Source organism: Streptomyces sp. NPDC020379 (assembly GCF_044387105.1).
Lineage (GTDB): Bacteria > Actinomycetota > Actinomycetes > Streptomycetales > Streptomycetaceae > Streptomyces.
Genome location: NZ_JBIRVR010000011.1, coordinates 90,211 through 113,832, shown reverse-complemented (window position 1 = coordinate 113,832; position 23,622 = coordinate 90,211). Strand labels below are relative to the sequence as shown.

General features: G+C 71.0%; 19 protein-coding genes, 1 tRNA gene and 1 riboswitch. Of the genes, 7 read left to right on the top strand and 13 right to left on the bottom strand.

Annotated features, from left to right (window positions below):
- Positions 1-36 precede the first annotated feature (36 nt).
- Positions 37-468: a hypothetical protein gene (locus ACH427_RS16670; RefSeq protein WP_398870198.1), complete on the top strand. Its 432-nt coding sequence runs from the start codon at positions 37-39 to the stop codon at positions 466-468.
- 527 nt (positions 469-995) lie between these two features.
- Here the strand turns inward: ACH427_RS16670 and ACH427_RS16665 are convergent.
- Positions 996-2,393, bottom strand: a complete 1,398-nt coding sequence (locus tag ACH427_RS16665) for a cystathionine beta-synthase (RefSeq protein ID WP_398870197.1) — start codon at positions 2,391-2,393, stop codon at positions 996-998.
- Between the two features lie 626 nt (positions 2,394-3,019).
- On the opposite strand from ACH427_RS16665, the gene ACH427_RS16660 reads away from it, so the two are divergent.
- The 3 genes from ACH427_RS16660 to ACH427_RS16650 all read left to right on the top strand — a co-directional run bounded on the left by ACH427_RS16660 (position 3,020) and on the right by ACH427_RS16650 (position 6,836).
- The gene (locus tag ACH427_RS16660) at positions 3,020-4,045 is read left to right on the top strand and encodes an SGNH/GDSL hydrolase family protein (RefSeq protein WP_398870196.1); all 1,026 of its coding nucleotides are present in this window, start codon (positions 3,020-3,022) and stop codon (positions 4,043-4,045) included.
- A gap of 269 nt (positions 4,046-4,314) precedes the next feature.
- Entirely contained in the window at positions 4,315-5,535 is a 1,221-nt protein-coding gene (locus ACH427_RS16655; RefSeq protein ID WP_398870195.1) for an acetyl-CoA C-acetyltransferase, read from the top strand.
- A 452-nt stretch (positions 5,536-5,987) separates the two neighbouring features.
- Positions 5,988-6,836, top strand: a complete 849-nt coding sequence (locus ACH427_RS16650) for a hypothetical protein (protein ID WP_398870194.1) — start codon at positions 5,988-5,990, stop codon at positions 6,834-6,836.
- Between the two features lie 12 nt (positions 6,837-6,848).
- On the opposite strand, the gene ACH427_RS16645 is transcribed toward ACH427_RS16650, so the two are convergent.
- Positions 6,849-7,187 carry a hypothetical protein gene (locus tag ACH427_RS16645; RefSeq protein ID WP_398870193.1) on the bottom strand — a complete coding sequence of 113 codons (339 nt, stop codon included), beginning with the start codon at positions 7,185-7,187 and terminating at the stop codon, positions 6,849-6,851.
- 98 nt (positions 7,188-7,285) lie between these two features.
- Between ACH427_RS16645 and ACH427_RS16640 the strand changes: the two genes are divergently transcribed.
- Entirely contained in the window at positions 7,286-7,516 is a 231-nt protein-coding gene (locus ACH427_RS16640) for a DUF4287 domain-containing protein (RefSeq protein WP_361525495.1), read from the top strand.
- Positions 7,517-7,650: 134 nt separating this feature from the next.
- Here the strand turns inward: ACH427_RS16640 and ACH427_RS16635 are convergent, their stop codons facing one another.
- Positions 7,651-8,496 (bottom strand): Bax inhibitor-1/YccA family protein, encoded by an 846-nt coding sequence (locus ACH427_RS16635; protein WP_398870192.1) that lies wholly within the window; start codon positions 8,494-8,496, stop codon positions 7,651-7,653.
- Positions 8,497-8,663: 167 nt separating this feature from the next.
- Positions 8,664-8,746: transfer RNA gene (locus ACH427_RS16630), tRNA-Leu, on the bottom strand.
- A 401-nt stretch (positions 8,747-9,147) separates the two neighbouring features.
- On the opposite strand from ACH427_RS16630, the gene ACH427_RS16625 reads away from it, so the two are divergent.
- A complete protein-coding gene (locus tag ACH427_RS16625; RefSeq protein ID WP_398870191.1) occupies positions 9,148-9,936 on the top strand; it encodes an ABC transporter ATP-binding protein in 789 nt (262 codons plus the stop codon).
- A gap of 85 nt (positions 9,937-10,021) precedes the next feature.
- Positions 10,022-12,553, top strand: a complete 2,532-nt coding sequence (locus tag ACH427_RS16620) for an ABC transporter permease (RefSeq protein WP_398870190.1) — start codon at positions 10,022-10,024, stop codon at positions 12,551-12,553.
- Positions 12,554-12,650: 97 nt separating this feature from the next.
- On the opposite strand, the gene ACH427_RS16615 is transcribed toward ACH427_RS16620, so the two are convergent.
- From ACH427_RS16615 to ACH427_RS16575, 9 genes are all read right to left on the bottom strand, one after another.
- Positions 12,651-13,964, bottom strand: a complete 1,314-nt coding sequence (locus ACH427_RS16615; protein ID WP_398870189.1) for a class I SAM-dependent methyltransferase — start codon at positions 13,962-13,964, stop codon at positions 12,651-12,653.
- A gap of 194 nt (positions 13,965-14,158) precedes the next feature.
- Positions 14,159-15,547, bottom strand: a complete 1,389-nt coding sequence (locus tag ACH427_RS16610) for an NAD(P)/FAD-dependent oxidoreductase (protein WP_398870188.1) — start codon at positions 15,545-15,547, stop codon at positions 14,159-14,161.
- Positions 15,548-15,970: 423 nt separating this feature from the next.
- Positions 15,971-16,912 carry an exopolyphosphatase gene (locus tag ACH427_RS16605; protein ID WP_398870187.1) on the bottom strand — a complete coding sequence of 314 codons (942 nt, stop codon included), beginning with the start codon at positions 16,910-16,912 and terminating at the stop codon, positions 15,971-15,973.
- Positions 16,909-17,439, bottom strand: a complete 531-nt coding sequence (locus ACH427_RS16600; protein WP_361525475.1) for a DUF501 domain-containing protein — start codon at positions 17,437-17,439, stop codon at positions 16,909-16,911. Before ACH427_RS16600 ends, ACH427_RS16605 begins: the two co-directional genes overlap by 4 nt.
- Before the next feature lie 59 nt (positions 17,440-17,498).
- Entirely contained in the window at positions 17,499-17,972 is a 474-nt protein-coding gene (locus tag ACH427_RS16595) for a septum formation initiator family protein (RefSeq protein ID WP_398870186.1), read from the bottom strand.
- Positions 17,973-18,100: 128 nt separating this feature from the next.
- Positions 18,101-19,381, bottom strand: coding sequence for a phosphopyruvate hydratase (gene eno / locus ACH427_RS16590; protein ID WP_398870185.1), 1,281 nt, complete (start codon positions 19,379-19,381; stop codon positions 18,101-18,103).
- Positions 19,382-19,839: 458 nt separating this feature from the next.
- Complete coding sequence (locus ACH427_RS16585) at positions 19,840-20,583, bottom strand: transglycosylase family protein (RefSeq protein WP_398870184.1); 744 nt, start codon at positions 20,581-20,583, stop codon at positions 19,840-19,842.
- 3 nt (positions 20,584-20,586) lie between these two features.
- Positions 20,587-20,735, bottom strand: a riboswitch (cyclic di-AMP (ydaO/yuaA leader).
- 293 nt (positions 20,736-21,028) lie between these two features.
- Positions 21,029-22,060, bottom strand: a complete 1,032-nt coding sequence (locus ACH427_RS16580; RefSeq protein ID WP_398870183.1) for a transglycosylase family protein — start codon at positions 22,058-22,060, stop codon at positions 21,029-21,031.
- A 164-nt stretch (positions 22,061-22,224) separates the two neighbouring features.
- Entirely contained in the window at positions 22,225-23,475 is a 1,251-nt protein-coding gene (locus ACH427_RS16575) for a cytochrome P450 (protein WP_398870182.1), read from the bottom strand.
- Positions 23,476-23,622 lie beyond the last annotated feature (147 nt).

Sequence of the window (23,622 nt, the reverse complement as noted above, 5' to 3'; positions counted from 1 at the left end):
CGACGGTGGGGCGGCTCCGACCGTATCGTCACAGGCATGACGGCCCATGACCCCGACTTCAAGCCCGAGCTGCGCAAGGAGCTCGAAGCGACGCTCCAGACCCGCAGGGAACTGGGTCCGGACTACGAGCCGGAGCTGATCGACGGCTTCCTGGAGAAGGTCGACCACAAGCTCGACGAGGCGATCGACCGGCGGGTGCGCAGGCACCTCGCCGAGGCGCAGATGAGCGTCGCCCGCGGGGCCCGCCCCGGCGCGGCCGGCCCGGGCGACGGCAGGTTCGGCGAGCGCTTCGGCTTCGCCGCGATCTCCCTGGTGCTGGCGATCCCGCTCACGGCCATCGCCGTGGCGAACACGCATCTGGCGGGCCTGGTGGTGTGCTGGGCGGGCATCGTGGGCGTCAACGCCGTGAATTCCTCAGGGTCGTTCCCCTGGCCGGGGCGGCGTAAGCCGGACTCCGACCGGAAGTAGCGGTTCTCCGCGGGCCGCACGCTTCCTCCGCCACCGCTTCGCGGCGGTGCCCTCAGGTGCCGGACGGGCCGGGCCGGCTGATGTGGTCCGCGCAACCGGGACCTTGAAGACCGCGCCCGGGCAACGAGCCACCACCGGGCGCGGCCCCGTGCAGAGCGGGAAGCGCGGGGGCCGCCGTACCCCGGCCTGGGCCGGGGTCGGGACGACGGCGGTCCCCGCGAGGACACGGGCCCCGGCCTGGGCCGGTCCTCCGTATCCGGACGGCTGTGGAGTCCGGGAGCCGCTCCGGAAGTCCTGCCGCCGCTTCGGGGTGCCGGCCCGGGAGCGTGCTCCCTGCCGACACCCCTCACTATGCCGGGCCGTTGTTAAGTCCGTGCTGCGGGCGCGTGACACATACGTACCCTTTACGGGCCGCACGCGCCTCTTGCCGTTCACCTGACGGCGCACGGCTCGAACCGGGCCCGTCCGGCGATCGAGGACAACGCCGCGAAGCGGCGGTGCCCCGCACGACGACCCGCGGGACTGGGCTACTTGGCGGCGGCGGACGCGTCCTCGGCGAGGAAGGCGAGCAGGTCCTGCCGGCTCACCACGCCCTTCGGCTTGCCCTCGACCAGCACGACCGCCGCGTCGGCGCCGCCGAGCACGGCCATCAGACCCGAGACCGGCTCACCGGAGCCGACCTGCGGCAGCGGGGCGCACATGTGCTTCTCCAGCGGGTCGGAGAGCGAGGCGCGCTTGGTGAACAGCGCGTCCAGCAGCTCCCGTTCGACGACCGAGCCGACGACCTCGGCGGCCATCACATCGGGGTGCCCCGCGCCCGGCTTGACGATGGGCATCTGCGAGACGCCGTACTCGCGGAGCACCTCGATGGCCTCGCCGACGGTCTCCTCGGGGTGCATGTGCACGAGCGAGGGGAGCTCGCCGTCCTTGCGCTTGAGGACGTCGGCGACGCGGGCGGTCGCGCCGCCCTCCTCCAGGAAGCCGTAGTTGGCCATCCACTCGTCGTTGAAGATCTTGCTGAGGTAACCGCGGCCGCTGTCCGGCAGCAGCACGACGACGACGTCGTCCGGGCCGAGCCGCTCGGCGACGCGCAGCGCGGAGACGACGGCCATGCCGCAGGAGCCGCCGACCAGCAGGCCCTCCTCCTTGGCCAGGCGGCGCGTCATCTGGAAGGCGTCCTTGTCGGAGACCGGAACGATCTCGTCCGCGACGGCCTGGTCGTAGGCGGTCGGCCAGAAGTCCTCGCCGACACCCTCGATCAGATACGGCCGGCCCGAACCGCCGCTGTAGACCGAGCCCTCCGGGTCGGATCCGATGACCTTGACCGCACCCTTGCTGGCCTCCTTCAGATACCGGCCGGTGCCGCTGATGGTGCCGCCGGTGCCGACGCCCGCGACGAAGTGGGTGATCTTCCCCTCCGTCTGCTCCCAGATCTCCGGACCGGTGGTCTCGTAGTGGGACCGCGGGTTGTTGGGGTTGCTGTACTGGTCGGGCTTCCAGGCGTTGGGCGTCTCACGGACGAGGCGGTCGGAGACGTTGTAGTACGAGTCGGGGTGCTCGGGGTCGACGGCGGTCGGGCAGACCACGACCTCGGCACCGTAGGCGCGCAGCACGTTGATCTTGTCCATGGACACCTTGTCCGGGCAGACGAAGATGCACTTGTAGCCCTTCTGCTGGGCCACCATCGCCAGACCCACACCCGTGTTGCCGGACGTCGGCTCCACGATCGTCCCGCCCGGCTTGAGCTCACCGGACTTCTCCGCGGCCTCGATCATCCGCACGGCGATACGGTCCTTCACCGAGCCGCCGGGGTTGAGGTACTCGACCTTGGCGAGGACGGTGGCCTGAATGCCTTCGGTCACGTTGTTGAGCTTCACCAGCGGGGTGTTGCCAATGAGCTCGATCATCGAATCGTGATACTGCACGGTGATCTCCGCGGTCGGGGGCACTAGCGGTCGGTCGCGTGCCCGTGTGTCCAGCCTATGCGCGTCCGCGCTGGGCGGGTTGTGTGCGGGTGATCTTCCTTGCCGGGTGCGGGTTGTTTGTGCTTTCGGTGGGGCGGCCTCAAGCGTCGGCCGGGCTGGGTTGTGGTGGGTGCCGGGGGCGGGCCTTCCGGGCTGGGGACCTGGAACGCGGTGCGGGCACCGTGCTTTGTATTGAGCGCCGTGACGACGCACCGCGTTCCAGAACCCCACCCTCCAGCCCCACCCCCTCCCACCGGAGGGCGAGTGCGGGCTGGTGGGGCACGCCCGTCTTCTCTTTCAGCCCGTTGGGGGCACCTCCCAGCGTTAGCTGGGGGAGTTTGAGGACAACGCGCGAAGCGTGTTGCTGGGGGTCTGGGGGCTTGCCCCCAGTTTCGGGAAGGGGCGGGTAGGGGAAAAAGCCCGCCGCAGACGCCCACCCACCCGCAGCCGGGGGCCTGGGGCATGTGCCCCAGTGCGGGAAGGGGCGGGGCTGGGGAAAAGCCCGCCGCAGGCGGCAACGGCACGCGCCCCCGTTTCGGAAAGCCCCGCGGCAGGGGAAAGAACCAGCAGCAGGAGGTGAGCGGACCATGTCCATGTCGAGGGCACGCGCAGCCCGCCGCATCGCCGCCGCCGCCGCATACGGCGGCGGCGGCATCGGCCTGCTCGGCGCCACCGCGTTCGGCGTCCTGCTCACCGAGGCCCGGCTCGCCCGCAGGATCGTCGGCGGCCTGCACGAGGCGCCCCCGCACGCGGATGGCCGCTACGGCTCGGCGTTCGTCCACCGGCTGGGCCGCGAGCCGCTGCTCCTGGGCGTCCTCGGCGACTCCACCGCCGCGGGCCAGGGCGTGCACCGGCCCCGCCAGACGCCCGGCGCCCTGCTGGCGTCCGGGCTCGCCGCGGTCGCCGAGCGGCCGGTGGAGCTGCGTAACGTGGCGCTCTCCGGCGCCCAGTCCCACGACCTGGACCGGCAGGTGACCCTGCTGATCGAGGAGGGCGTCCGCGCCCCCGACGTATGCGTGATCATGATCGGCGCCAACGACGTCACCCACGGGATGCCCGCCGCCCGCTCCGTACGCCTGCTCTCCGACGCCGTCCGCCGGCTGCGTGAGGCGGGCAGCGAGGTGGTGGTGGGCACCTGCCCGGACCTCGGCACGATCGAGCCGGTCTACCAGCCGCTGCGCTGGCTGGCCCGGCGGCAGAGCCGGCAGCTGGCCGCGGCGCAGACGATAGGGGTGCTGGAGGCCGGCGGCCGTACGGTCTCGCTGGGCGCGCTGCTGGGGCCGGAGTTCGAGCAGAACCCCCGGGAGCTGTTCGGTCCGGACAACTACCACCCCTCCGCCGAGGGGTACGCGACAGCGGCCATGGCCGTCCTCCCCACGCTCTGCGCGGCGCTCGGCCTCTGGCCGGAGGACGAGGAGCGCCCGGACGCGGCCCGCCGCGAGGGCATCCTGCCGGTCGCCCGCGCGGCGGCGGAAGCGGCGTCCGAGGGCGGCACGGAGGTCACGGCGGCCCGCGGCCGCTGGGCCCTGCTGAAACACCGCAAACGGCGCCGCCTGCCGTCTCACACGGAGGCGACTCCGCACCACATGTGGTCCCGCGCGTCCCGCGGCTAGGCCGCCCTCCCTCCGCACCACCGCTGCGCGGCGGTGTCCTCGATCGCCGGACGGAGTCCGGGGGAGGCAACGGACCCCCGCGCCCGGGGGGCCTGGGGCGGTGCCCCCACGCGAGGCCCGGATTCGCCCCTCGCCGTCGACCACGGCCCAGCGGCCTGAGCGTACGCTTGGAAAAGAGTTCCGCATCACAGCGAAGCCCACGTGACCCCAGCCCTACGCGCGGGTAACTTCCATCAGAGTCCAGCCCCCTCACGTCCCCTGGAGCCGTGATGCCCGAAGCCGTGATCGTCTCAACCGCCCGCTCCCCGATCGGTCGCGCCTTCAAGGGCTCGCTGAAGGACATGCGGGCCGACGACCTGACCGCGACGATCATCGGGACCGCTCTCGCGAAGGTCCCCGAGCTCGACCCGCGCGACATCGACGACCTCATGCTCGGCTGCGGCCTGCCCGGCGGCGAGCAGGGTCACAACCTCGGCCGGATCGTGGCCGTGCAGATGGGCATGGACCACCTGCCCGGCTGCACGATCACCCGCTACTGCTCCTCCTCGCTCCAGACCTCGCGGATGGCACTGCACGCGATCAAGGCCGGCGAGGGCGACGTCTTCATCTCGGCGGGCGTCGAGACGGTCTCGCGGAGCGTGCACGGCACCTCCGACGGCATGCCGGGCAGCCACAACCCCTTCTTCGCCGAGGCCGAGGCCCGTACGGCCGCCCGCGCCGAGCAGGGCGGGGAAGGGTGGCACGACCCGCGCGAGGACGGCCTGGTGCCGGACGCGTACATCGCGATGGGCCAGACCGCGGAGAACCTCGCCCGCCTGAAGGGGATTTCCCGCCAGGAGATGGACGAGTTCGGCGTCCGCTCGCAGAACCTCGCCGAGGAAGCCATCAAGAAGGGCTTCTGGGCGCGTGAGATCACCCCGGTCACCACCCCCGACGGCACGGTCGTGAGCAAGGACGACGGCCCGCGCGCGGGTGTGACGCTGGAGGGCGTGCAGGGCCTCAAGCCCTCCTTCCGCCCGGACGGCCTGATCACGCCGGGCAACTGCTGCCCCCTGAACGACGGCGCCGCCGCCCTGGTGATCATGTCCGACACCAAGGCGCGCGAGCTGGGCCTGACCCCGCTCGCCCGGATCGTCTCCACCGGCGTCTCCGCCCTCTCCCCCGAGATCATGGGCTTCGGCCCGGTCGAGGCGAGCGAGCAGGCGCTGCGCCGGGCCGGGCTCGGCATCGGTGACATCGACCTGATCGAGATCAACGAGGCGTTCGCGGCCCAGGTCATCCCCTCCTACCGCGCGCTGGGCGCCGACCTGGACAAGGTCAACGTCAACGGCGGCGCGATCGCGGTCGGCCACCCCTTCGGCATGACCGGCGCGCGCATCACGGGCACGCTCATCAACTCGCTCCAGTGGCACGACAAGCAGTTCGGCCTGGAGACGATGTGCGTGGGCGGCGGGCAGGGCATGGCGATGGTCATCGAGCGGCTGAGCTGAGCCGCAGCGGAGGGTAGGGGTCGCGCGAGGTACGAGCGCGGCACCTGCCCGCAGCGAAGGCGAAGCGAAGACGCTCCGAAAACACGAGCGGCTGAGCTGAGCCGCAGCGGAGGGTAGGGGTCGCGCGGCGCAGTCGATATGCGGCTCCGCCGCGTGGCGAGCGCGGCACCTGCCCGCAGCGAAGGCGAAGCGAAGACGCTCCGAAAACACGAGCGGCTGAGCTGATCAGGAACCGTCACGCCGCATTCCGTATGTGAACGTGACCGAATCGCCCCCAGGATGTGACCTGCGTCCTAAGGGCGATTCGTTTCCCCAGGTCAGGGATGTTGAAGGCACAACGTCAAGGACTTGAGTCCCGTCCGTTTCATGACGTTTCGCACTGGGGCCGTACGGCGCGGGGCGTCAACCTGAGGTAGGAATCTGGGGGATCCATAGCAACCGGGAGTACGTCAGTGAGCGCCATGAACCTTGCCCTGCTGCTGGCCGCTGCCACGGCGACGGCCGCCGGAGCCGCCGCCCTGTACAGCACGCGCGGCCTCCGCCGGCAGATCAGCGCCCTGCGTGCCGACCTCGCGGCCGCCGCCGGTGCGAACCGGCGCGAGGCGGCCGGCGCGGACCGGCGCGAGGTCGCCCCGGTGCCCGCGGCGCGCACGGCGCCCGCGGTGGAGATCTCCGAGATACGGGCGGCCGTCGCCGATGCCCTCGCCGAGGAGCGGGAGCGGGAGCTGGCCGAGGCCCGCGCGTTCTGGGCCGCCCAGGAGAGCCGGGACCTCAGCACCGCCGCCGACGCCCCGTCGCTGCTGGGCGGGCTGCCCGGCTTCGGTGACGACCTGCTCGCCCCCGAGGGCCCGTACGGCGGCTATCTGCCCCGGCAGGCGGATTTCGTCGGGCTGGAGCCGCTCGACGCGGCGGCCGAGTCCGAGGCGGCCGAGTCCCCGGAGCTGGCGGCCGCGCGCCGCCGCCACCCCTCGCACCCCGACTTCTCGCCCATGCCGCTGGTGGGCGACCACGAGAACACCGTCGAGCGGCTCGGCGAGCTCGCGGAGGACCGCGTCCCGCTCACCGACGTGCGCCCCGGCCCGCTCGGCACCCTGGATGTCTATGTCTTCGCCGACGGCACCACGATCTGCATGACCCCCGGCCACCGCGAGACCGCCGAGCGCCTCGCGGACGCGCTCCGCGCCGGGGACGCGCCGGTGCTGCTGGGCGGCTCCGGGGTGTCCGGCGCCTACACCCTGACGTTCGGCTGCGCGACGGAGAAGATCTACGTCCTGGCGGACCGCGTCATCGCCTCGCTGTAGCCGACGGCGGGATCAGAGCCCGCAGCGCTGGGCCGCCGCCTCGATGAGTGCCGTCGCCTCGGCCGCCCCGACCCCCTCGGGCAGCGGCTTCCCGCCGTTCGCGGTGAGCGCTTCGGCCAAATCGTGACCGGCGACGGCCACTTGGTCGGCGACCGCGAACATGCCCGCTTCCGGCATCTCCCTCGGCTCGCCGGCCTCCGGTTCCTCGATCCGCTGGGCCCACGCCGCCAACTCACGAGCGAGTGCCAGCGCTTCCGCGGCGGCTCCCCTGCTCAGACGGGACTGCGGCAGGGCACGCAGCCGGTCGGCGAAACCGTCCACGGCGGCCAGAAGAGGCGTCACATCATCCACGCCGTGAGCCTATGCGCTGTGGACGGACTGTTGCCAATGACTGAACACTCAGGCACGGTGACAGGAAGGACCATCATCCGACGCGTCCGGAGGCGCCGATGTCCCACGTCTTCTCCGACGAGACCCACCGGAATCTGCTCTCCCGAATCCCTCACTGCACCGGCCGCGAAGTCGCCGACTGGCTGCGCACGGTCGACGAGGGCCCCTCTCTCCTCCGCTTCGAGGAGAAGGTCAGCTGGCTGCGCGGAGAGCACGAGCTCGCCTACGGCCACGCCAAAGCGATAGTCCACGAGTACGACCTCCGGCGGGCGGCACGCAAGCTGCGGTAGCGGACGTACGCAATGCCCGGCCCATCCACCGACACCACGGCGCGCAACGGGGCACCCACGGCGAAGGGCCCGGGATCCACCTGTCAGGTGGATCCCGGGCCCTTCGTCGGTCACCGCGGACCGGCCCCGTGGGGTCAGTCGTCGCCCTGGAGGATGGAGACCAGGCGCAGCATCTCCAGATAGATCCACACCAGCGACATGGTCAGACCGAAGGCGGCCGTCCAGGAGGCGTTGCGAGGGGCGCCGTACTGCACGCCGTCCTCGATCTCCTTGAAGTTCATCGCGAGATAGGCCGCGCCGATCAGCACGCCGATGACACCGACGCCGATGCCGAGCGCGCCGCTGCGCAGGCCGAGGCCGTCACCGCCACCGAAGGCGGCGAACAGCAGATTGACCATCGTCAGCAGGAAGAAGCCGATGGCCGCGGCCGTCACCACGCGGTAGAAGCGGTTGTTGACCCGGATCAGACCGGACTTGTAGGCGATGAGCGTGCCGACGGCGACCGCCAGCGTGCCCAGCACCGCCTGCACCGCGGCGCCGTCCGCGTAATTGTTGTACGCCTTGCTGACGACGCCGAGGAAGACGCCCTCGAAGAGGGCGTAGCCCAGGATGAGCGCCGGGGAGGGCTTGGCCTTGAACGTCTGGACGATGGCGAGCACCGCGGCGACGATGGCGGCGCCGAAGCCGATCACCGGCGACAGGTCGGTGGCCCAGCCGAAGGCGGCGCCGAGGATGACCAGGCCGAGCGTCATGCCCGTGCGCATGACGACGTCGTCCATCGTCATCCGGCCGGGCTGCGCGGGGGCGCCCTGCCGGAGGTCCGGGCCGCCCTGTGCGTAGGGGTTGGTGGGCTGTGCGTAGGGATTGCTCGCGTAGGGGCTGCCCTGGGCCGCGGTCCCGGCCTGCGGCCCGGCGGTGAAGCCCGCGTAGCCGTTGTTGTCGCGGAACCCTCGCGAGAAGACCGGGTTGCTGCTCCTCATCTCACTCCTCCATGGCCACCGTGCGCGGCCTTGCGAACCAGGGTAATGGGTAGGCAAAGGAATGAGCTCGTACCGGGGGACGATCTTTTCTCCCCTGCCACAGGAGGAGAACGAGAACCGGGGGCAGTCGGTTCCCTACGGAGAGTGGGCGCCATGGAGCAGAAGAGTGCCCGGAGCCGGACTTGAACCGGCACGGCCCGAAGGGCCAGCGAGGTTTAAGCTCGCCGTGTCTGCATTCCACCATCCGGGCAGGGCTCTCGGGCGTGCGAGCGGGTAGGCGCGCGAGCCTCTCTGTACAAGGAGAGCAGGATGAGCCTAGCCCGGGAGCGCCCCCCAAACAGCGGAACGAGGACCCGAGGTTGTCTTATTTTATTGGCAACTGAGGGAGCATCAGCGCAAGAACCACGTCAAAGGCACATGCCACGGGCCGATACCCCCTGCTCCGTGCCTCACCCCCGGCACCGACCGGAATTGTCGCAATCTCGCCGCCGTCCGGCCAGGGTCCTCGTCATACCCAAGGAGGAGACGGCCGCCCCCGGATACCTCCGTGGTCTGTCCCGGGAACGGGAGCTGGGGCTGATCCCCGGGGCCGATCCGCACCGGACGATGGGATAAGTCCCCCGCACCCCGTCCCGATCGGAGCGCTCCACCGTGCGACCCTCCAGCTCCCCCCTCGGCGTCCAGACCGCCGCCCGCCCCACCGCGGTGGCGGCCCACGCCACGGATCTCACCAAGGTCTACGGACACGGCGAGACCCAGGTGGTCGCGCTGGACTCGGTCTCCGTGGAGTTCCGCCAGGCCGAGTTCACCGCGATCATGGGCCCCTCCGGCTCCGGCAAGTCCACGCTGATGCACTGCATGGCCGGCCTCGACACCGTCTCCCGCGGCTCCGCCCGCATCGGTGACACCGAGCTGACCTCGCTGGGCGACAAGAAGCTCACCCGCCTCCGGCGCGACAAGATCGGCTTCATCTTCCAGGCGTTCAACCTGCTGCCGACCCTGACCGCCCTGGAGAACATCACGCTCCCCATGGACATCGCCGGCCGCAAGCCCGACCAGAAGTGGCTGGACACGGTCGTCGACACCGTCGGCCTCTCCGGGCGCCTGAAGCACCGGCCCAACCAGCTCTCCGGCGGTCAGCAGCAGCGCGTGGCCGTGGCCCGCGCGCTGGCCGGCAAGCCCGAGATCATGTTCGCCGACGAGCCGACCGGAAACCTCGACTCCCGCTCCGGCGCCGAGGTCCTCGGCTTCCTGCGCAACTCCGTCCGTGAGCTCGGCCAGACCGTCGTGATGGTCACCCACGACCCCGTCGCCGCCTCCTACGCCGACCGCGTCGTCTTCCTCGCGGACGGCCGCATCGTCGACGAGCTGTACGGCCCGACCGCCGACACCGTCCTCGACCGCATGAAGCGCTTCGACGCCAAGGGCCGTACGAGCTGAGCGCCCCGCTCCCGCTCCGGCCCACCCCAGCTTCCCCCGGCCCGCCCCACGGTGGCGAGGGGCTTCCCCACAGGACTGACTGACCATGTTCCGTACCGCCTTGCGCAATGTGCTCGCGCACAAGGCCAGGCTGCTGATGACCGTACTCGCCGTGCTGCTCGGCGTGGCCTTCGTCTCCGGCACCCTGGTCTTCACCAACACCATCTCGGACGCCTTCCAGAAGAGCTCCCAGAAGGGCTTCGACCACGTCGACGTCGCGATCCGGCCCCACACGGCGGACCGCGACAAGAGCAACCCCGGTGAGGCCCCCAAGCTCACCCAGCACCTGCTGGACCAGGCCGGCAAGGTGCCCGGCGCCGGCTCCGCGACCGGCACCGTCACCGGCTTCGCCGCGGTGGCCGACAAGCACGGCAAGCTCGTCGGCGAGGGCTTCAACTCCGCCGGCGCCAACTACTACCCCGGCGCCGACGGCAAGGACTCCCGCTATCCCCTGAAGGACGGGCGCGCCCCGCGGAACGCGAACGAGCTCGTCCTCGACGCCAAGACCGCCGACCGCGGCGGCTACAAGGTCGGCGACACCGTCCGCCTCTCGGTCGACGGCCCGGTCCTGGAGAAGAAGCTCACCGGCGTCTTCACCACCGACGACGGCAACGTCTCCGCGGGCGGCAGCCTCGCCCTCTTCGACACCGCCACCGCGCAGAAGCTCTACGCCCAGCCCGGCGAGTTCAGCGAGATCGACGTCAAGGCCGCCCCCGGCACCTCGCAGAACGCCCTGAAGGACGCGCTCGGCAAGGTCCTGCCGAAGGACGCCGAGGCCACCACCGGCCAGCAGCTCGCCGACGACCAGGCGAAGGTGATCGCCCAGGGCATGAGCGGCATGAAGACCGGCATGCTGGCCTTCGCCGGCATCTCGCTCTTCGTCGGCATCTTCATCATCGCCAACACCTTCACCATGCTGGTCGCCCAGCGCACCAAGGAACTGGCCCTGATGCGCGCCGTCGGCGCCAGCCGCGGCCAGGTCACCCGCTCGGTGCTCATCGAGGCGTTCCTCGTCGGCGCGGTCGCCGCCGTCACCGGCCTGCTCGCGGGCATCGGCATCGGCGCGGGCCTGCGCTCCCTGATGAACGGCGCCGGGGCCACCGTCCCCGACGGCCCGCTCGTCATCTCCCCCGGCACGGTCGTCACCTCCCTGGTCGTCGGCATCGTCGTGACCATGCTGGCCGCCTGGCTGCCCGGCCGCCGCGCCGCGAAGATCCCGCCGGTCGCCGCGATGAACAGCGTGCACGCCGTCGCCACCACCCGCTCCCTGGTCGTGCGCAACACCATCGGCGCGCTGCTGTCCGGCGCGGGCATCGCCGCCGTCCTCGCCTCCACCGGCATGAGCGACGGCAAGGCCGTCATGGGCTTCGGCGCGGGCCTGCTGCTCATCGGCGTCTTCGTGCTCACCCCGCTGCTCTCCCGCCCGCTGATCGCCGCCGCGGCGCCCGTCCTGCGCCTCTTCGGCATCTCCGGCAAGCTCGCCCGGCAGAACGCGGTCCGCAACCCGCGCCGCACCGCCGCGACCGCCTCCGCGCTGATGATCGGCCTCACCCTGATCACCGGCCTGACGGTCATCGCGGGCAGCGTCCAGCAGGCCATCGACAAGATGGCCACCTCCGCCATCAAGGCCGACTACGTCGTCTCCATGGCCTCCCACACCCCGCTCTCCCCCGAGGTCGCCAAGAAGCTCGCGACCGCCCCCGGCGTCACCGCCAGCAGCCCGCTGCGGATGTCCGCCTCCCGGATCGACGGCGACCACGAGCAGCTGACCGGCGTCGACGGCAAGAGCATCAAGGAGCTCACCCGGCTCGACTTCACCGCCGGATCCTTCGACGGCCTCACCGCCGGCAAGGCGGTCGTCGACGAGAGCACCGCCACGTCCCACGGCTGGAAGCTCGGCTCCACGGTCGACGCCACCTTCGAGGACGGCAAGCGGGGCAAGCTCACCGTCTCGGGCGTCTACAAGGGCAACGAGCTGATGCGCGGCATCATGGTCGACACCAAGACCCTCGCCCCGCACCAGAGCGTCGTCAACGACCAGCAGGTCATGGTCAAGACGAAGGCCGGCGCGAGCGAGTCGGCCAAGGACTCCCTGCGCACGGCCCTCGGTGACAACCCGGCCATCCAGATCCAGGACAAGAAGGACATCTCCAACGAGATCGCCAAGGCCATAAGCCTGCTGCTCAACATGCTCTACGGGCTGCTCGCCATGGCCGTGATCGTCGCCGTCCTCGGCGTCGTCAACACCCTCGCGATGTCCGTCTTCGAGCGGTCGCAGGAGATCGGCATGCTGCGCGCCATCGGCCTGGACCGCAAGGGCGTCAAGCGCATGGTCCGGCTGGAGTCGCTGGTCATCTCGCTCTTCGGCGGCGTGCTCGGCGTCGGCCTCGGCGTGTTCTTCGGCTGGGCGGCCGGTGAGCTGATCGGCAAGAGCCTCGGCACCTACGAGATGGTCCTGCCCTGGGGCCGGATGGCCGTCTTCCTGCTGATGGCGGCGCTGGTCGGCATCCTGGCGGCGCTCTGGCCCGCGCGGCGGGCGGCGCGGCTGAACATGCTCTCGGCCATCAAGGCGGAGTAGTTCCGGGCAGCCCCGGGAGACCCCGACGGGCCGGTTCTCGGCTGAGCTCAGCCGAGAACCGGCCCGTCCGGCGTTGTCGAGGACACCGGTTACGGGCCTACCGCCGCCAGTCCCGCGCGCGCAGCGGCATACCGGACGCGCCCGACTCCGGCGTGCGGACGGCCAGGACCTGGTTCACCCCGATGCGGTTGCGCTCGAAGGAGAGGGCGGAGGCCGCCATGTAGAGACGCCAGACCCGCGCCCGGCCCGGGGAGGTCAGGCGCACCGCCTCGGCCCAGTGGGCCTCCAGGTTCCGCACCCACTGACGCAGCGTCAGCGCGTAGTGCTCGCGGATGGCCTCCACGTCGCGCACCTCGAAGCCGGCCTCCTCCAGCTGCGCGACGGTCCGGCCCACCGGGGCCAGCTCGCCGTCGGGGAAGACGTAGCGGTCTATGAACTCGTCCGTCTCGTAGCCCTCTTCGTCCATCAGCGGGCGCCGCGCGATCTGGTGGTTGAGCAGCCGGCCGCCGGGCTTGAGGAGGGCGTGGACGTCGGCGGCGTACTCCGCGTAGCGCACGGAGCCGACGTGCTCGGCCATGCCGATGGAGGAGATGGCGTCGAAGGGGCCGTCGGCGATCTCGCGGTAGTCCTGCACCCGGATCTCGACGCGGTCCGCGAGCCCGGCCTCGGCGACGCGCTTGCGGCCGTACGCGGCCTGCTCCTCGGAGAGGGTGATGCCGACCGCGCTGACGCCGTACTCCCGGGCCGCGTGCAGCACCATCGAGCCCCAGCCGCAGCCGACGTCCAGCAGCCGCTGTCCGGGCTGGAGATCGAGCTTGCGGCAGACCAGGTCGAGCTTGGCCCGCTGGGCGTCCTCAAGAGTGCCCTCCGGGCTCTCCCAGTAGGCACAGGAGTAGACCATGGAGGGGCCGAGCACCTTCTCGTAGAAGGCGTTGCCCACGTCGTAGTGGTGGCTGATGGCCTCTTTGTCGCGGCGCAGGGTGTGCAGGCGGCCGCCGGTCCTCGGGGCCTCCTCGCGCGGCGGGCGGGGCGGGAGGCCGGGGCCGCCGAGCTTGGCCAGCGTGGCGGCCGCGGCCCGCAGGCGCGGGTCGCGCACGGCGGTCAGCAGGGCGGTGAGGCCGCTCTTGCGGCCGGAGTCCTCGCCGCGCTCCCAGAGCGTGCCGGCGAGCAGGTCGAGCGCCTCGTAGAGATCGCCCTCGACATCGATCTCACCCGCGACCCAGGCGCGGGCCAGGCCCAGCTCGCCGGGCTTCCAGAGCAGTCGGCGCAGGGCGCGGCGGTGGCGGATGACGAGGGCGGGGGTGCCCGGCGGGCCGTACTCGCTGCGGTCCCAGGCGCGGATCCGGACGGGGAGCGGCGCTCCCAGTACGTCTTCCACGAGCGTGGTGAGCCGTCGAGCGGCGTCGGCCATGTCGCACACCTCCATGATGCAAGGTCAGGAGAAACGTTCAACTGACACCTAAACATCAAGAGCAGGGCCGGTAGTCCCGTTCTGTCAGATTAGAACGGCACTGTGTCACCGGATACGCCTAAGGGCGTCCACCCCACGGATTGGTGGACGCCCTTCGGCGTATTGACCGCGGCGCGCGCGGCGGTGAGCCGAGGTCAGGAAGCCTTGGCCTTCGTGCTGTCGGCCGGAGCGTCCTTCTTGATCTGCGGGGCGGGCTTGGCGGCCTCGTAGAACTCCTCGCGGGGGTTCTCCATGGCACCGAGCGAGACGACCTCGCGCTTGAGGAACATGCCCAGGGTCCAGTCCGCGAAGACGCGGATCTTGCGGTTGAAGGTCGGCATGGCCATGCCGTGGTAACCACGGTGCATGTACCAGGCGAGACGGCCCTTGAGCTTGATCTTCATCTTGCCCATGACGATCATCGCGACGCCCTTGTGGAGGCCGAGACCCGCCACCGCACCCTTGTTGGCGTGCTCGTACGTCTTCTGCGGGAAGCCCCGCATGCCCGAGACCACGTTGTCGCCGAGGACCTTGGCCTGGCGCAGCGCGTGCTGGGCGTTCGGCGGGCACCAGGCGTTCTCGTTGCCCGCCTTGCGGCCGACCATGTCCGGGACCTGGGCGTTGTCGCCCGCGGCCCAGATGTAGTCGGTGCCCTGGACCTGGAGGGTCTCGGAGGTGTCGACGTGGCCGCGCGGACCGAGCGGCAGGCCGAAGCGGGCCAGCGCCGGGTTGGGCTTGACGCCCGCGGTCCACACGATCGTGTTGGAGTCGACCTCGAGGCCGTTCTTCAGCACGACGTGGCCGTCGACGCAGGAGTCCATCGAGGTGGAGAGGTGGATCTCCACGCCGCGGCTCTCGAGGTGCTGCTTGCCGTAGGCGCCGAGCTTCGGGCCGACCTCGGGGAGGATCTTGTCGGCGGCGTCGACCAGAACGAAGCGCATGTCCTCGCGCTTGACGTTCGGGTAGTACTTCGCGGCGTCGCGGGCCATGTCCTCGACCTCGCCGACCGTCTCCGCGCCGGCGAAGCCGCCGCCGATGAAGACGAAGGTGAGCGCCTTGCGGCGGATCTCCTCGTCGGTGGTCGAGTCGGCCTTGTCGAGCTGCTCGAGGACGTGGTTGCGCAGGCCGATGGCCTCCTCGATGCCCTTCATGCCGATGCCGTTCTCGGCGAGGCCGGGGATCGGGAAGGTACGGGAGACGGCGCCGAGCGCGACGACCAGGTAGTCGAAGGGCAGCTCGTACGCCTCGCCGACGAGCGGCGCGATCGTGGCTACCTTGCGGTCCTGGTCGATGGTCGTGACGCGGCCGGTGAGGACCTCCGCCTTGGGGAGCACGCGTCGCAGCGGCACCACGACGTGGCGGGGGGAGATACTGCCGGCAGCTGCTTCGGGGAGGAAGGGCTGGTACGTCATGTACGAGCGCGGGTCGACGACCGTGACGGTCGCCTCGCCGTACCGCATCTTCTTAAGGATGCGGCGCGCCGCGTACAGGCCGACGTACCCACCGCCTACTACGAGGATCCGTGGACGCTCCGTGGTGCTCATGTTTCGAGTATCCAGCACTCCGGACGGGGGTGCTCGTGAGCCCCTTCACAAGGAGTGGGGAGGGGTCTGCTACACTCCGCCGCCCCCGTGACCCATGCCATAGCACCCCGAGGGAACCACGGCGTGGACACGCGCGTTGAAGACCCCTGCTGAACTGGCCTTGCGGCTCCGCCGAGGGGTAGACCACTGCCGTACGGCAGCTCGCATAAGCGTCTCTTTAACTCGACAGATACCGCCCGGTATCCGGCTGCCGAACGTTTGGAACGACCCAAACGGGGCACAACGGCGCATCGGCTTGTGCGACGCCTCGTTTTTTCATGTGAAGGATTTCACGAACTTTCCTCCGCAGGGGCTCCCGCAGAGGCTTCGAAAGGCCCCGCAGGGGCCCTCAGGAGCCCCTGCGCGACCCTTCGGCGACCTTCTCTAGGCGATGCTCCAGGCGATGCCGTCCAGGATGTCGTGCTCGCTCACCACGACCTCCTCGGCGCCCGCCCGCTCCATCACGCGACGGAGCACCAGCGCGCCCGCCGCGATCACGTCGACGCGGCCCGGGTGGATCACCGGGATCGCCGCGCGCTGCTCGTGCGTCGACGCCAGCAGCATGTCCGTGATCTCCCGGACCTTCTCCAGGGGGATCCGCGCGTGGTGGATCGCCGCCGAGTCGTACTCCGCGAGCCCCAGCGCGATGGCCGCGACCGTGGTGACCGAGCCGGCCAGGCCGACGAGGGTGCGCGCCTCGCGCAGCGGCACCGACTCCTCCGCGAGGTCCAGCGCCGCGTCGATGTCGGCCCGCATCGCGGCGAGCCCGGCGGCCGCCGGGGGGTCGGCGACCGCGCCGTCCGCCGCGAGGTGACGCTCGGTCATCCGGACGCAGCCGACGTCCACGCTGCGCGCCGCCCGGACGTGGTCGTCGCCGACGACGAACTCCGTGGAGCCGCCGCCGATGTCCACGACCAGGAAGGGCTTGTCCAGGTCGTCGCGGCCGGTGAGCTCCTTGGTCGCGCCGGTGAAGGAGAACTCCGCCTCCTGGTCACCGCTGATCACCTCGGGCTCCACGCCCAGGATCGCGACGATCCCGCGCACGAACTCCTCGCGGTTCTCCGCGTCACGGGACGCGGAGGTCGCCACGAAGCGGGTCCGCTCGGCCTTCAGATCGCGGATCACCTCCGCGTACTCCCGGCACGCGGCGAACGTGCGCTCCAGCGCCTCGTCCGCCAGCCGGCCCGTGCGGTCCACGCCCTGGCCGAGCCGGACGATCCGCATCCGCCGGTCCAGCTCGGTGAGCTCACCGGTCGCCGGGTCGAGGTCGGCGACGAGCAGCCGGATGGAGTTCGTGCCGCAGTCGACAGCGGCTACGCGGGTCACTTCTCCTCGCCTCCGCACGGGTTGACGCACGGGCCCTTGGCCCACCACTCGGGCAGCATGGCGATCGCCTCGTCGCCCAGCGGGTTGACGCCCGGGCCCGCGGCCAGCGAGTGACCCACGAGCACGTGCAGGCACTTGACGCGGTCCGGCATGCCGCCCGCGCTGGGGAAGCCCTCCAGGACCTCGATCGCGTCACGGCGCGTGATGTAGTCCTCGTGCGCCTTCTCGTACGCCGCAGCGAGCTCCGGGTCGGTCTTCAGACGCTCCGTCATCTCCTTCATGACGCCGTCCGCCTCCAGCGTGCCGATCGCCGAGGCCGCGCGCGGGCAGGTCAGATAGAAGAGCGTCGGGAAGGGCGTGCCGTCCTCCAGCCGCGGCTGGGTCTCGACGACATCGGGGTTGCCGCACGGGCAGCGGTGGGCGATGGCGCGCAGCCCGCGCGGCGGGCGGCCCAGCTGCTCCTTGAACGCCGCGATATCCGCGTCGGTGGGCTCGGTGGGCTCGGTCTTCGGAGGAGGGGTGTCCATGTGCTCGCTCGTACTCGGTCTCGGTGGAGGTCTCGGTGAAGCTCGGTGCGGGGGTGCGGTCAGCGGCCGGCGCCCGGGGCGTCCGAGGCGTCGGCCTGGTCCACGCCGTCCCAGAGATTGCTGTACCAGGGGCGGTCGGCGGCGCCTTGGTCCTTGGGGCGGCGGGCGGTGCCGCTGCCGTCGACCACGCTGTAGCCGGTCTCGCCGGGGCGGAGGTAGTGCAGGTGCTCGCGGGCCTGCTGCTCGACATACGCCGGGTCCTCCAGGCGGGCCTTCTCGTCCAGCAGCCGCTGCACCTGCTTGCGGGCCTGCTCGGTGCGCTGCCGCTGACCGGCGATGTCCGAGCGCTGGGTGACCCATTGGCGCATGGGATAGGCGAGGGCGACGACCAGGGAGCAGACGACGAGCGCGAGCAGCGCCGCGCGCCCGGTGAGCCTGCCCCGGCGGCGGGTCCGCGCGCGGTAGACCCGGGCCCGCGGGCCCCGCACCAGCGCCTTGAGTCTGGCCGCGGTCGAGAACCGGTCACCCGCCACTTCGCCTCCCCGTGGTCCCTCGACAGCCTCGCCTGCGAACGTACGTCCCCGGCCACGGTACGGGACCGTGGCCGGGGACGTGGTGAGGCTGTGGATATCGCACGGGGGTTTCCGTCCCCCGGCGGGTGTCAGCCCTTGAAGCGCGGGAAGGCGCTGCGGCCGGCGTAGACCGCGGCGTCGTCGAGGATCTCCTCGATGCGCAGCAGCTGGTTGTACTTCGCGACGCGCTCGGAGCGGGCCGGGGCGCCGGTCTTGATCTGACCGCAGTTGGTGGCGACGGCGAGGTCGGCGATGGTGACGTCCTCGGTCTCACCGGAGCGGTGCGACATCATGCACTTGAAGCCGTTGCGCTGGGCCAGCTCGACGGCGTCGAGGGTCTCGGTCAGCGAACCGATCTGGTTGACCTTGACCAGCAGGGCGTTGGCGGCGCCCTCCTCGATGCCGCGGCCGAGGCGCTCGGGGTTGGTGACGAACAGGTCGTCGCCGACGATCTGCACCTTGTCGCCGAGGCGCTCGGTGAGGGTCTTCCAGCCGTCCCAGTCGTCCTCGAACAGCGGGTCCTCGATGGAGACCAGCGGGTACGCGGCGACGAGCTCGGCGTAGTAGTCCGTCATCTCGGAGGCCGAGCGGGACTTGCCCTCGAAGTGGTACGAGCCGTCCTTGTAGAACTCGGAGGCGGCGACGTCCAGCGCGAGCGCGATGTCCTGGCCGGGGGTGTAGCCGGCCTGCTTGACGGCCTCGAGGATGAGGTCGAGGGCCTCGCGGTTGGAGCCCAGGTTCGGGGCGAAGCCGCCCTCGTCGCCGAGGCCGGTGGACAGGCCCTTGGCCTTCAGCACGGCCTTGAGGGTGTGGTAGACCTCGGCGCCCCAGCGCAGGGCCTCGGAGAAGGACTCCGCGCCGATCGGGGCGATCATGAACTCCTGGATGTCCACGTTGGAGTCGGCGTGCGACCCACCGTTGAGGATGTTCATCATCGGAACGGGCAGCAGGTGCGCGTTCGGGCCGCCCAGGTAGCGGAAGAGCGGCAGGTCGGATGCCTCGGACGCGGCGTGCGCGACGGCGAGGGAGACGCCGAGGATGGCGTTGGCGCCGAGCGAGCCCTTGTTGTCGGTGGCGTCCAGGTCGAACATCGCCTGGTCGATCAGGCGCTGCTCGGTGGCGTCGTAGCCGACGAGCTCCGGGCCGATCTGCTCGATGACGGCCAGCACGGCCTTCTCGACGCCCTTGCCGAGGTAACGGTTCTTGTCACCGTCACGGAGCTCGATGGCCTCGAAGGCACCGGTCGAGGCACCGGACGGCACGGCGGCACGGCCCGTGGAGCCGTCGTCGAGGCCGACCTCGACCTCGACCGTGGGGTTGCCTCGCGAGTCGAGGATCTCGCGAGCTACGACGACGTCGATGGACGGCACGAGGGTCTCCTTCGTGTGTGTCTGGAGTTCTGCGAGCACGAGCCTAACGGGCGGCGGGGGGTCGCTCTGCCGTCGGGACGCCTCATGGACCGAAAAATGGCACAAACGCGATGATCACGGGGCGAATGGCGGCAATGTTTCGCTGAACGGTGAAGCCTGCGGCTCGCTTCTGGTCTTCTGGGTGCGGTCCGTTGCCGCCTGCGGCGGGAGCGGCCTGCGGCCGCGTCCTCAAGCGCCGGACGGGCTGGTTTTGGCTGATCTGAGTGCGCCATTCAGCCCGTCCGGCGCTTGAGGACAACGCGGCGAAGCCGTGTTGCAGGGGGGTCTGGGGGCTTGCCCCCAGTTCCGGGAGCGAACGGCGAAGCCCCGCTCCAGCGCGGCTCGGGGTTCGCGGCGGAGCGGGGCGGTGTCGCTGTGAGCGATCGGGTGCGGCGGTGAGAACCGCCGCACCCACCGGATCAGCTGAGGTGCAGCTGCTGGCCCGGGAAGATCAGATCGGCGTTGGCGACGACGTCCTTGTTCAGGTCGTAGAGCTTCTCCCAGCCGCCCTTGACCTTGTTGGCGTCGGCGATCTTGCCGAGGGTGTCGCCTTCCTTGACCTGGTACTCGCCGTCACCCTTCTGCACGGGCTTCGGGGCGGCGTGCTTCGGCGCGGTCTGCTTCGGGGCCGGGGCGGCCTCGGACTCGTCCTCGTCGGAGCTCTGCGCCTGCGGAGCGGCGTGCTTCGGGGTGGTCTTCTTCGGCGCGGCCTGGCGCTCGCTGCGGTCGGCGTGCGACTTCGTGGAGGTGCCGCGGTCGGCCTTCTCCGAGCCGGAGGTGTCCGCGCCGGCACCCGAGCCACCGGGGGTCATGCCGGACACGGCGCAGCCCCAGGCGCCCGGGCCCTGCATGGCGAGGAGCTTCTCGGCGACGGCGATCTGCTGGGACTTGCTGGCGTGGTCGGCTCGGTCGGCGTAGCTCTGGCCGCCGGCGGCGTTCCAGGAGGACTGCGAGAACTGCAGGCCGCCGTAGTAACCGTTGCCGGTGTTGATGGACCAGTTACCGCCGGACTCGCACTGGGCGACCTTGTCCCAGGTGGAGACGGAGGCGGCGTTCGCGGAGGTCGCGATCATCAGCGGGGCCGCGACCGCGGCGCCGGTGACACCGGCGAGCGTGACGATGCGGACGGCCTTGGACGGACGACGGTGCTTGCCCTTGGACATGAGTCGTTTCCTCACCGACGCCTACGAGGTGAGCTGTCGGGTTCGGGCTGTGAGTTCGCCCGGCCTCGTGTGCGAGCACACTCGGCTTCACCCCAAGCCGTCCCGGATCCTCCGGTCACCGACCGGTGGATTCGTTCCGGCGCCTACCTTGGTTCCCCCGCTCCTGCCTACGGCGCTTGCGCGACGACTCCGCCGGTCGCCGGCAGGATTCGGCGTGGCGACCGTGGTGCTCGCTTTGGCGAGCGGTCATGACGGTAAGCACTCCGGGCCGACGGGTTCAAACCCCTCTTTCCAGCCACAGTTGCCTCTTGTTACCCATAGAAACCTGGCATTTCCGCAGGTGGGAGCGGGTGTGCCAAGTTTTGGAGGGGGCCGTTCCGCGGAAGTTCAACGAGACCCATGTCTCACTTTCGACTGGAACGGACATTCCCCCCGAACTGTCGGTCTATTTGCCGACCTCAAGCCGCTGACCAGGAAGTATCAAATCGGGATCGGAACCGACAACTTTCTCGTTCCGCTGGTACAGCGATTGCCACCCACCGTTAACGGAGTGGGCCTCCGCGATGACTGACAGGTTGTCACCCGGCCGCACCGTGTAATCCCCGGCGGCGGGCCTGTCCGTACGGGCGTCTTCGCCGCCGCGCGAGGCGCGGCCCTCGTCGTCCGAACGCGGCGGCTCGGCACGGTGCTTGCCCGAGCCCGGACCGGAAGCGGGACCGGAGTCCGGACCGGAGCCTTCCGCCGGGCCGCCGGTGGACGGCGCGTGCGGGGACGCGGAGTCCGCGGATCCCGGCGTGCCGGTGGACGGGTCGGCCGGCTTCCGCGTGGACGGCGCGCCCGACGTGGGGATTTGGGTGGGGTCGCCCGTGGGCCCGGTCGTCGGGCCGGTCGTCGGGCTGCCCGGGTCCTTGCGGTGCTTGCCGCTCTCGGGCTTGTCGCTCGTGGAGGGCGAAGGGGTCCCGGAGGAAGGCTTCGCGTCCGGCGTCGCGTCCGGGTTTGCGGACGGTGAGGCCGGGGCAGCCGGGGAAGCGGTGGAGTCCGACGGCGCGGAGCCGCCCGTCGCGGGTGCGGAGGGAGTGCGCTCCGGTGCACCAGGCGCGGGTGCGTCGCGCGTCGGCGCCTTGGTGCTGCCGGGCGTCACTTCCGGGGCCTTGCCGTCCTTGGTGAGGCCCGCGGCGGAGCCGCACGCCTGCCAGGTGCTCGCACCGGCGTTCAGGACCTCCTCGGCGACGGCGATCTGCTGCTGACGGCTGGCGAGGTCGGGGCGCGGGGCGTACGCGCGGCCGCCGTACCGCTCCCACAGCTCCTGGGTCATCTGCAGCCCGCCGTAGGAGCCGTTGCCGGAGTTGGTGCTCCACGTCCCGCCGCTCTCGCACTGGGCGACGCGGTCCCACGTGGGGGCGTCGGCGGCGCCGGCGCCGGTGGCCGCGAGCAGCGGCATGGCGAGGGCCGACCCCGTCACCCCCGCTGCGACCACGACGGCGGGTACCTGACGGGGGCGACGATGTCGACCGTTCCCGGAGCGCATGTGATGGCCTCTCGTGTGACGGCGAATATGGTGGTCGAACATAGCCACCGGCCCCTTCAGTCACAAGCCGGTGTAGCGCGGGTCACGCGGTGGTCACGCCGGTTGACGCAGGGTCATCCGGCATGCGCCTCGAACTCGACCGGCAGGGTGCGCAGTCCGCGCATGATGAGCCCGCCGCGCCACCGCAATTCCTCCGGATCGACAGAAAGCCGCAGGTCAGGGAGGCGGCGCAGCAGCGTCGCGAGCGCGGTCCTGCCCTCGAGCCGGGCCAGCGGGGCACCCAGGCAGTAGTGGATGCCGTGCCCGTATCCGAGGTGCTGGTTGTCGGCCCGGGAGAGGTCGAGGGTGTCGGGCTCCGTGAAGCGCTCCGGGTCCCGGTCGGCGGCCGCGAGAACCACGAGCACGGGGTCCCCCTCGGCGATGCGCTGACCGCCGATCACCAGCTCCTGCTTGGCGAACCGCCAGGTGGCGAGCTCCACCGGGCCGTCGTACCGCAGCAGTTCCTCCACACCCGTCGCGAGCAGGCTCTCGTCCCCTTCGGCGAGGGCCAGTTGGAGCCGCTCGCGCTGCCCGGGATTGCGCAGGAGGGCGTGGAGACCGTTACCGATCAGGTTCACAGTTGTTTCAAAACCAGCGAAAAGCAAGATGAAGGCCATCGCCGCGGCCTCGTTCCCGGTGAGGTGCTCGCCGTGGTCGCTTGCCCGGATCAGACCCGAGATCAGGTCCTCGCCGGGGTTCTCCCGCTTTCGGTGGATCAGTTCCGCGAGATAGGCGCGCATCTTCTTCACCGCGCGGGCGACGCCACCGCGCGGGCCGCCGCCGTGGCGGATCATCATGCCCGCCCAGTCACGGAAGTCGTCCTGGTCCTCGGCCGGCACGCCGAGCAGGTCGCAGATGGCATAGATGGGGAGGGGGAAGGCGAACTCGTGGATGAGGTCGGCGCTCCCCCGCGCGCAGAAGTCGTCGATGAGCCCGTCGGTCAGCTCCTGGACGCGCGGCGCGAACTCGGCGACGCGCCCCGGCGTGAACGCCTTGGACACGAGCCGGCGCAGCCGGGTGTGGTCCGGCGGGTCGATGTTGAGCAGGTGCGTCATCAGATTGGCGCTGCGCTCGCCCGGGATGCCGACCTTCCCCTTGCCGTGCGCGGACTCGCTGTGGTGCACGGGGTTCTTCGACAGCCGCTGATCGGCGAGCGCCTGCCGGGCGTCGGCGTAGCGGGTCACCAGCCAGGCGTCCACGCCGCTGGGGAGCGCGGTGCGGTGGACGGGGGCGTTCTCGCGGAGCCAGGCGTACGTGGGGTACGGGTCGGCGGCGAATTCCCAGGTGAAGAGCGGGGGGATGGCGGCGGGGGTGATGTCGTGCACGTCCACTGACGCTACCTGGGGCCGGGGCGGCCGTTGCGCGGGTGGTGTCGCGCGCACCACCGCCGCGCGGCGGTGTCCTCACCCGCCGGACGGGCTGGATCCGGCCGGTGCCGACGGGCCTCCGAGCCCGCCCGGGTCACCCTCCCG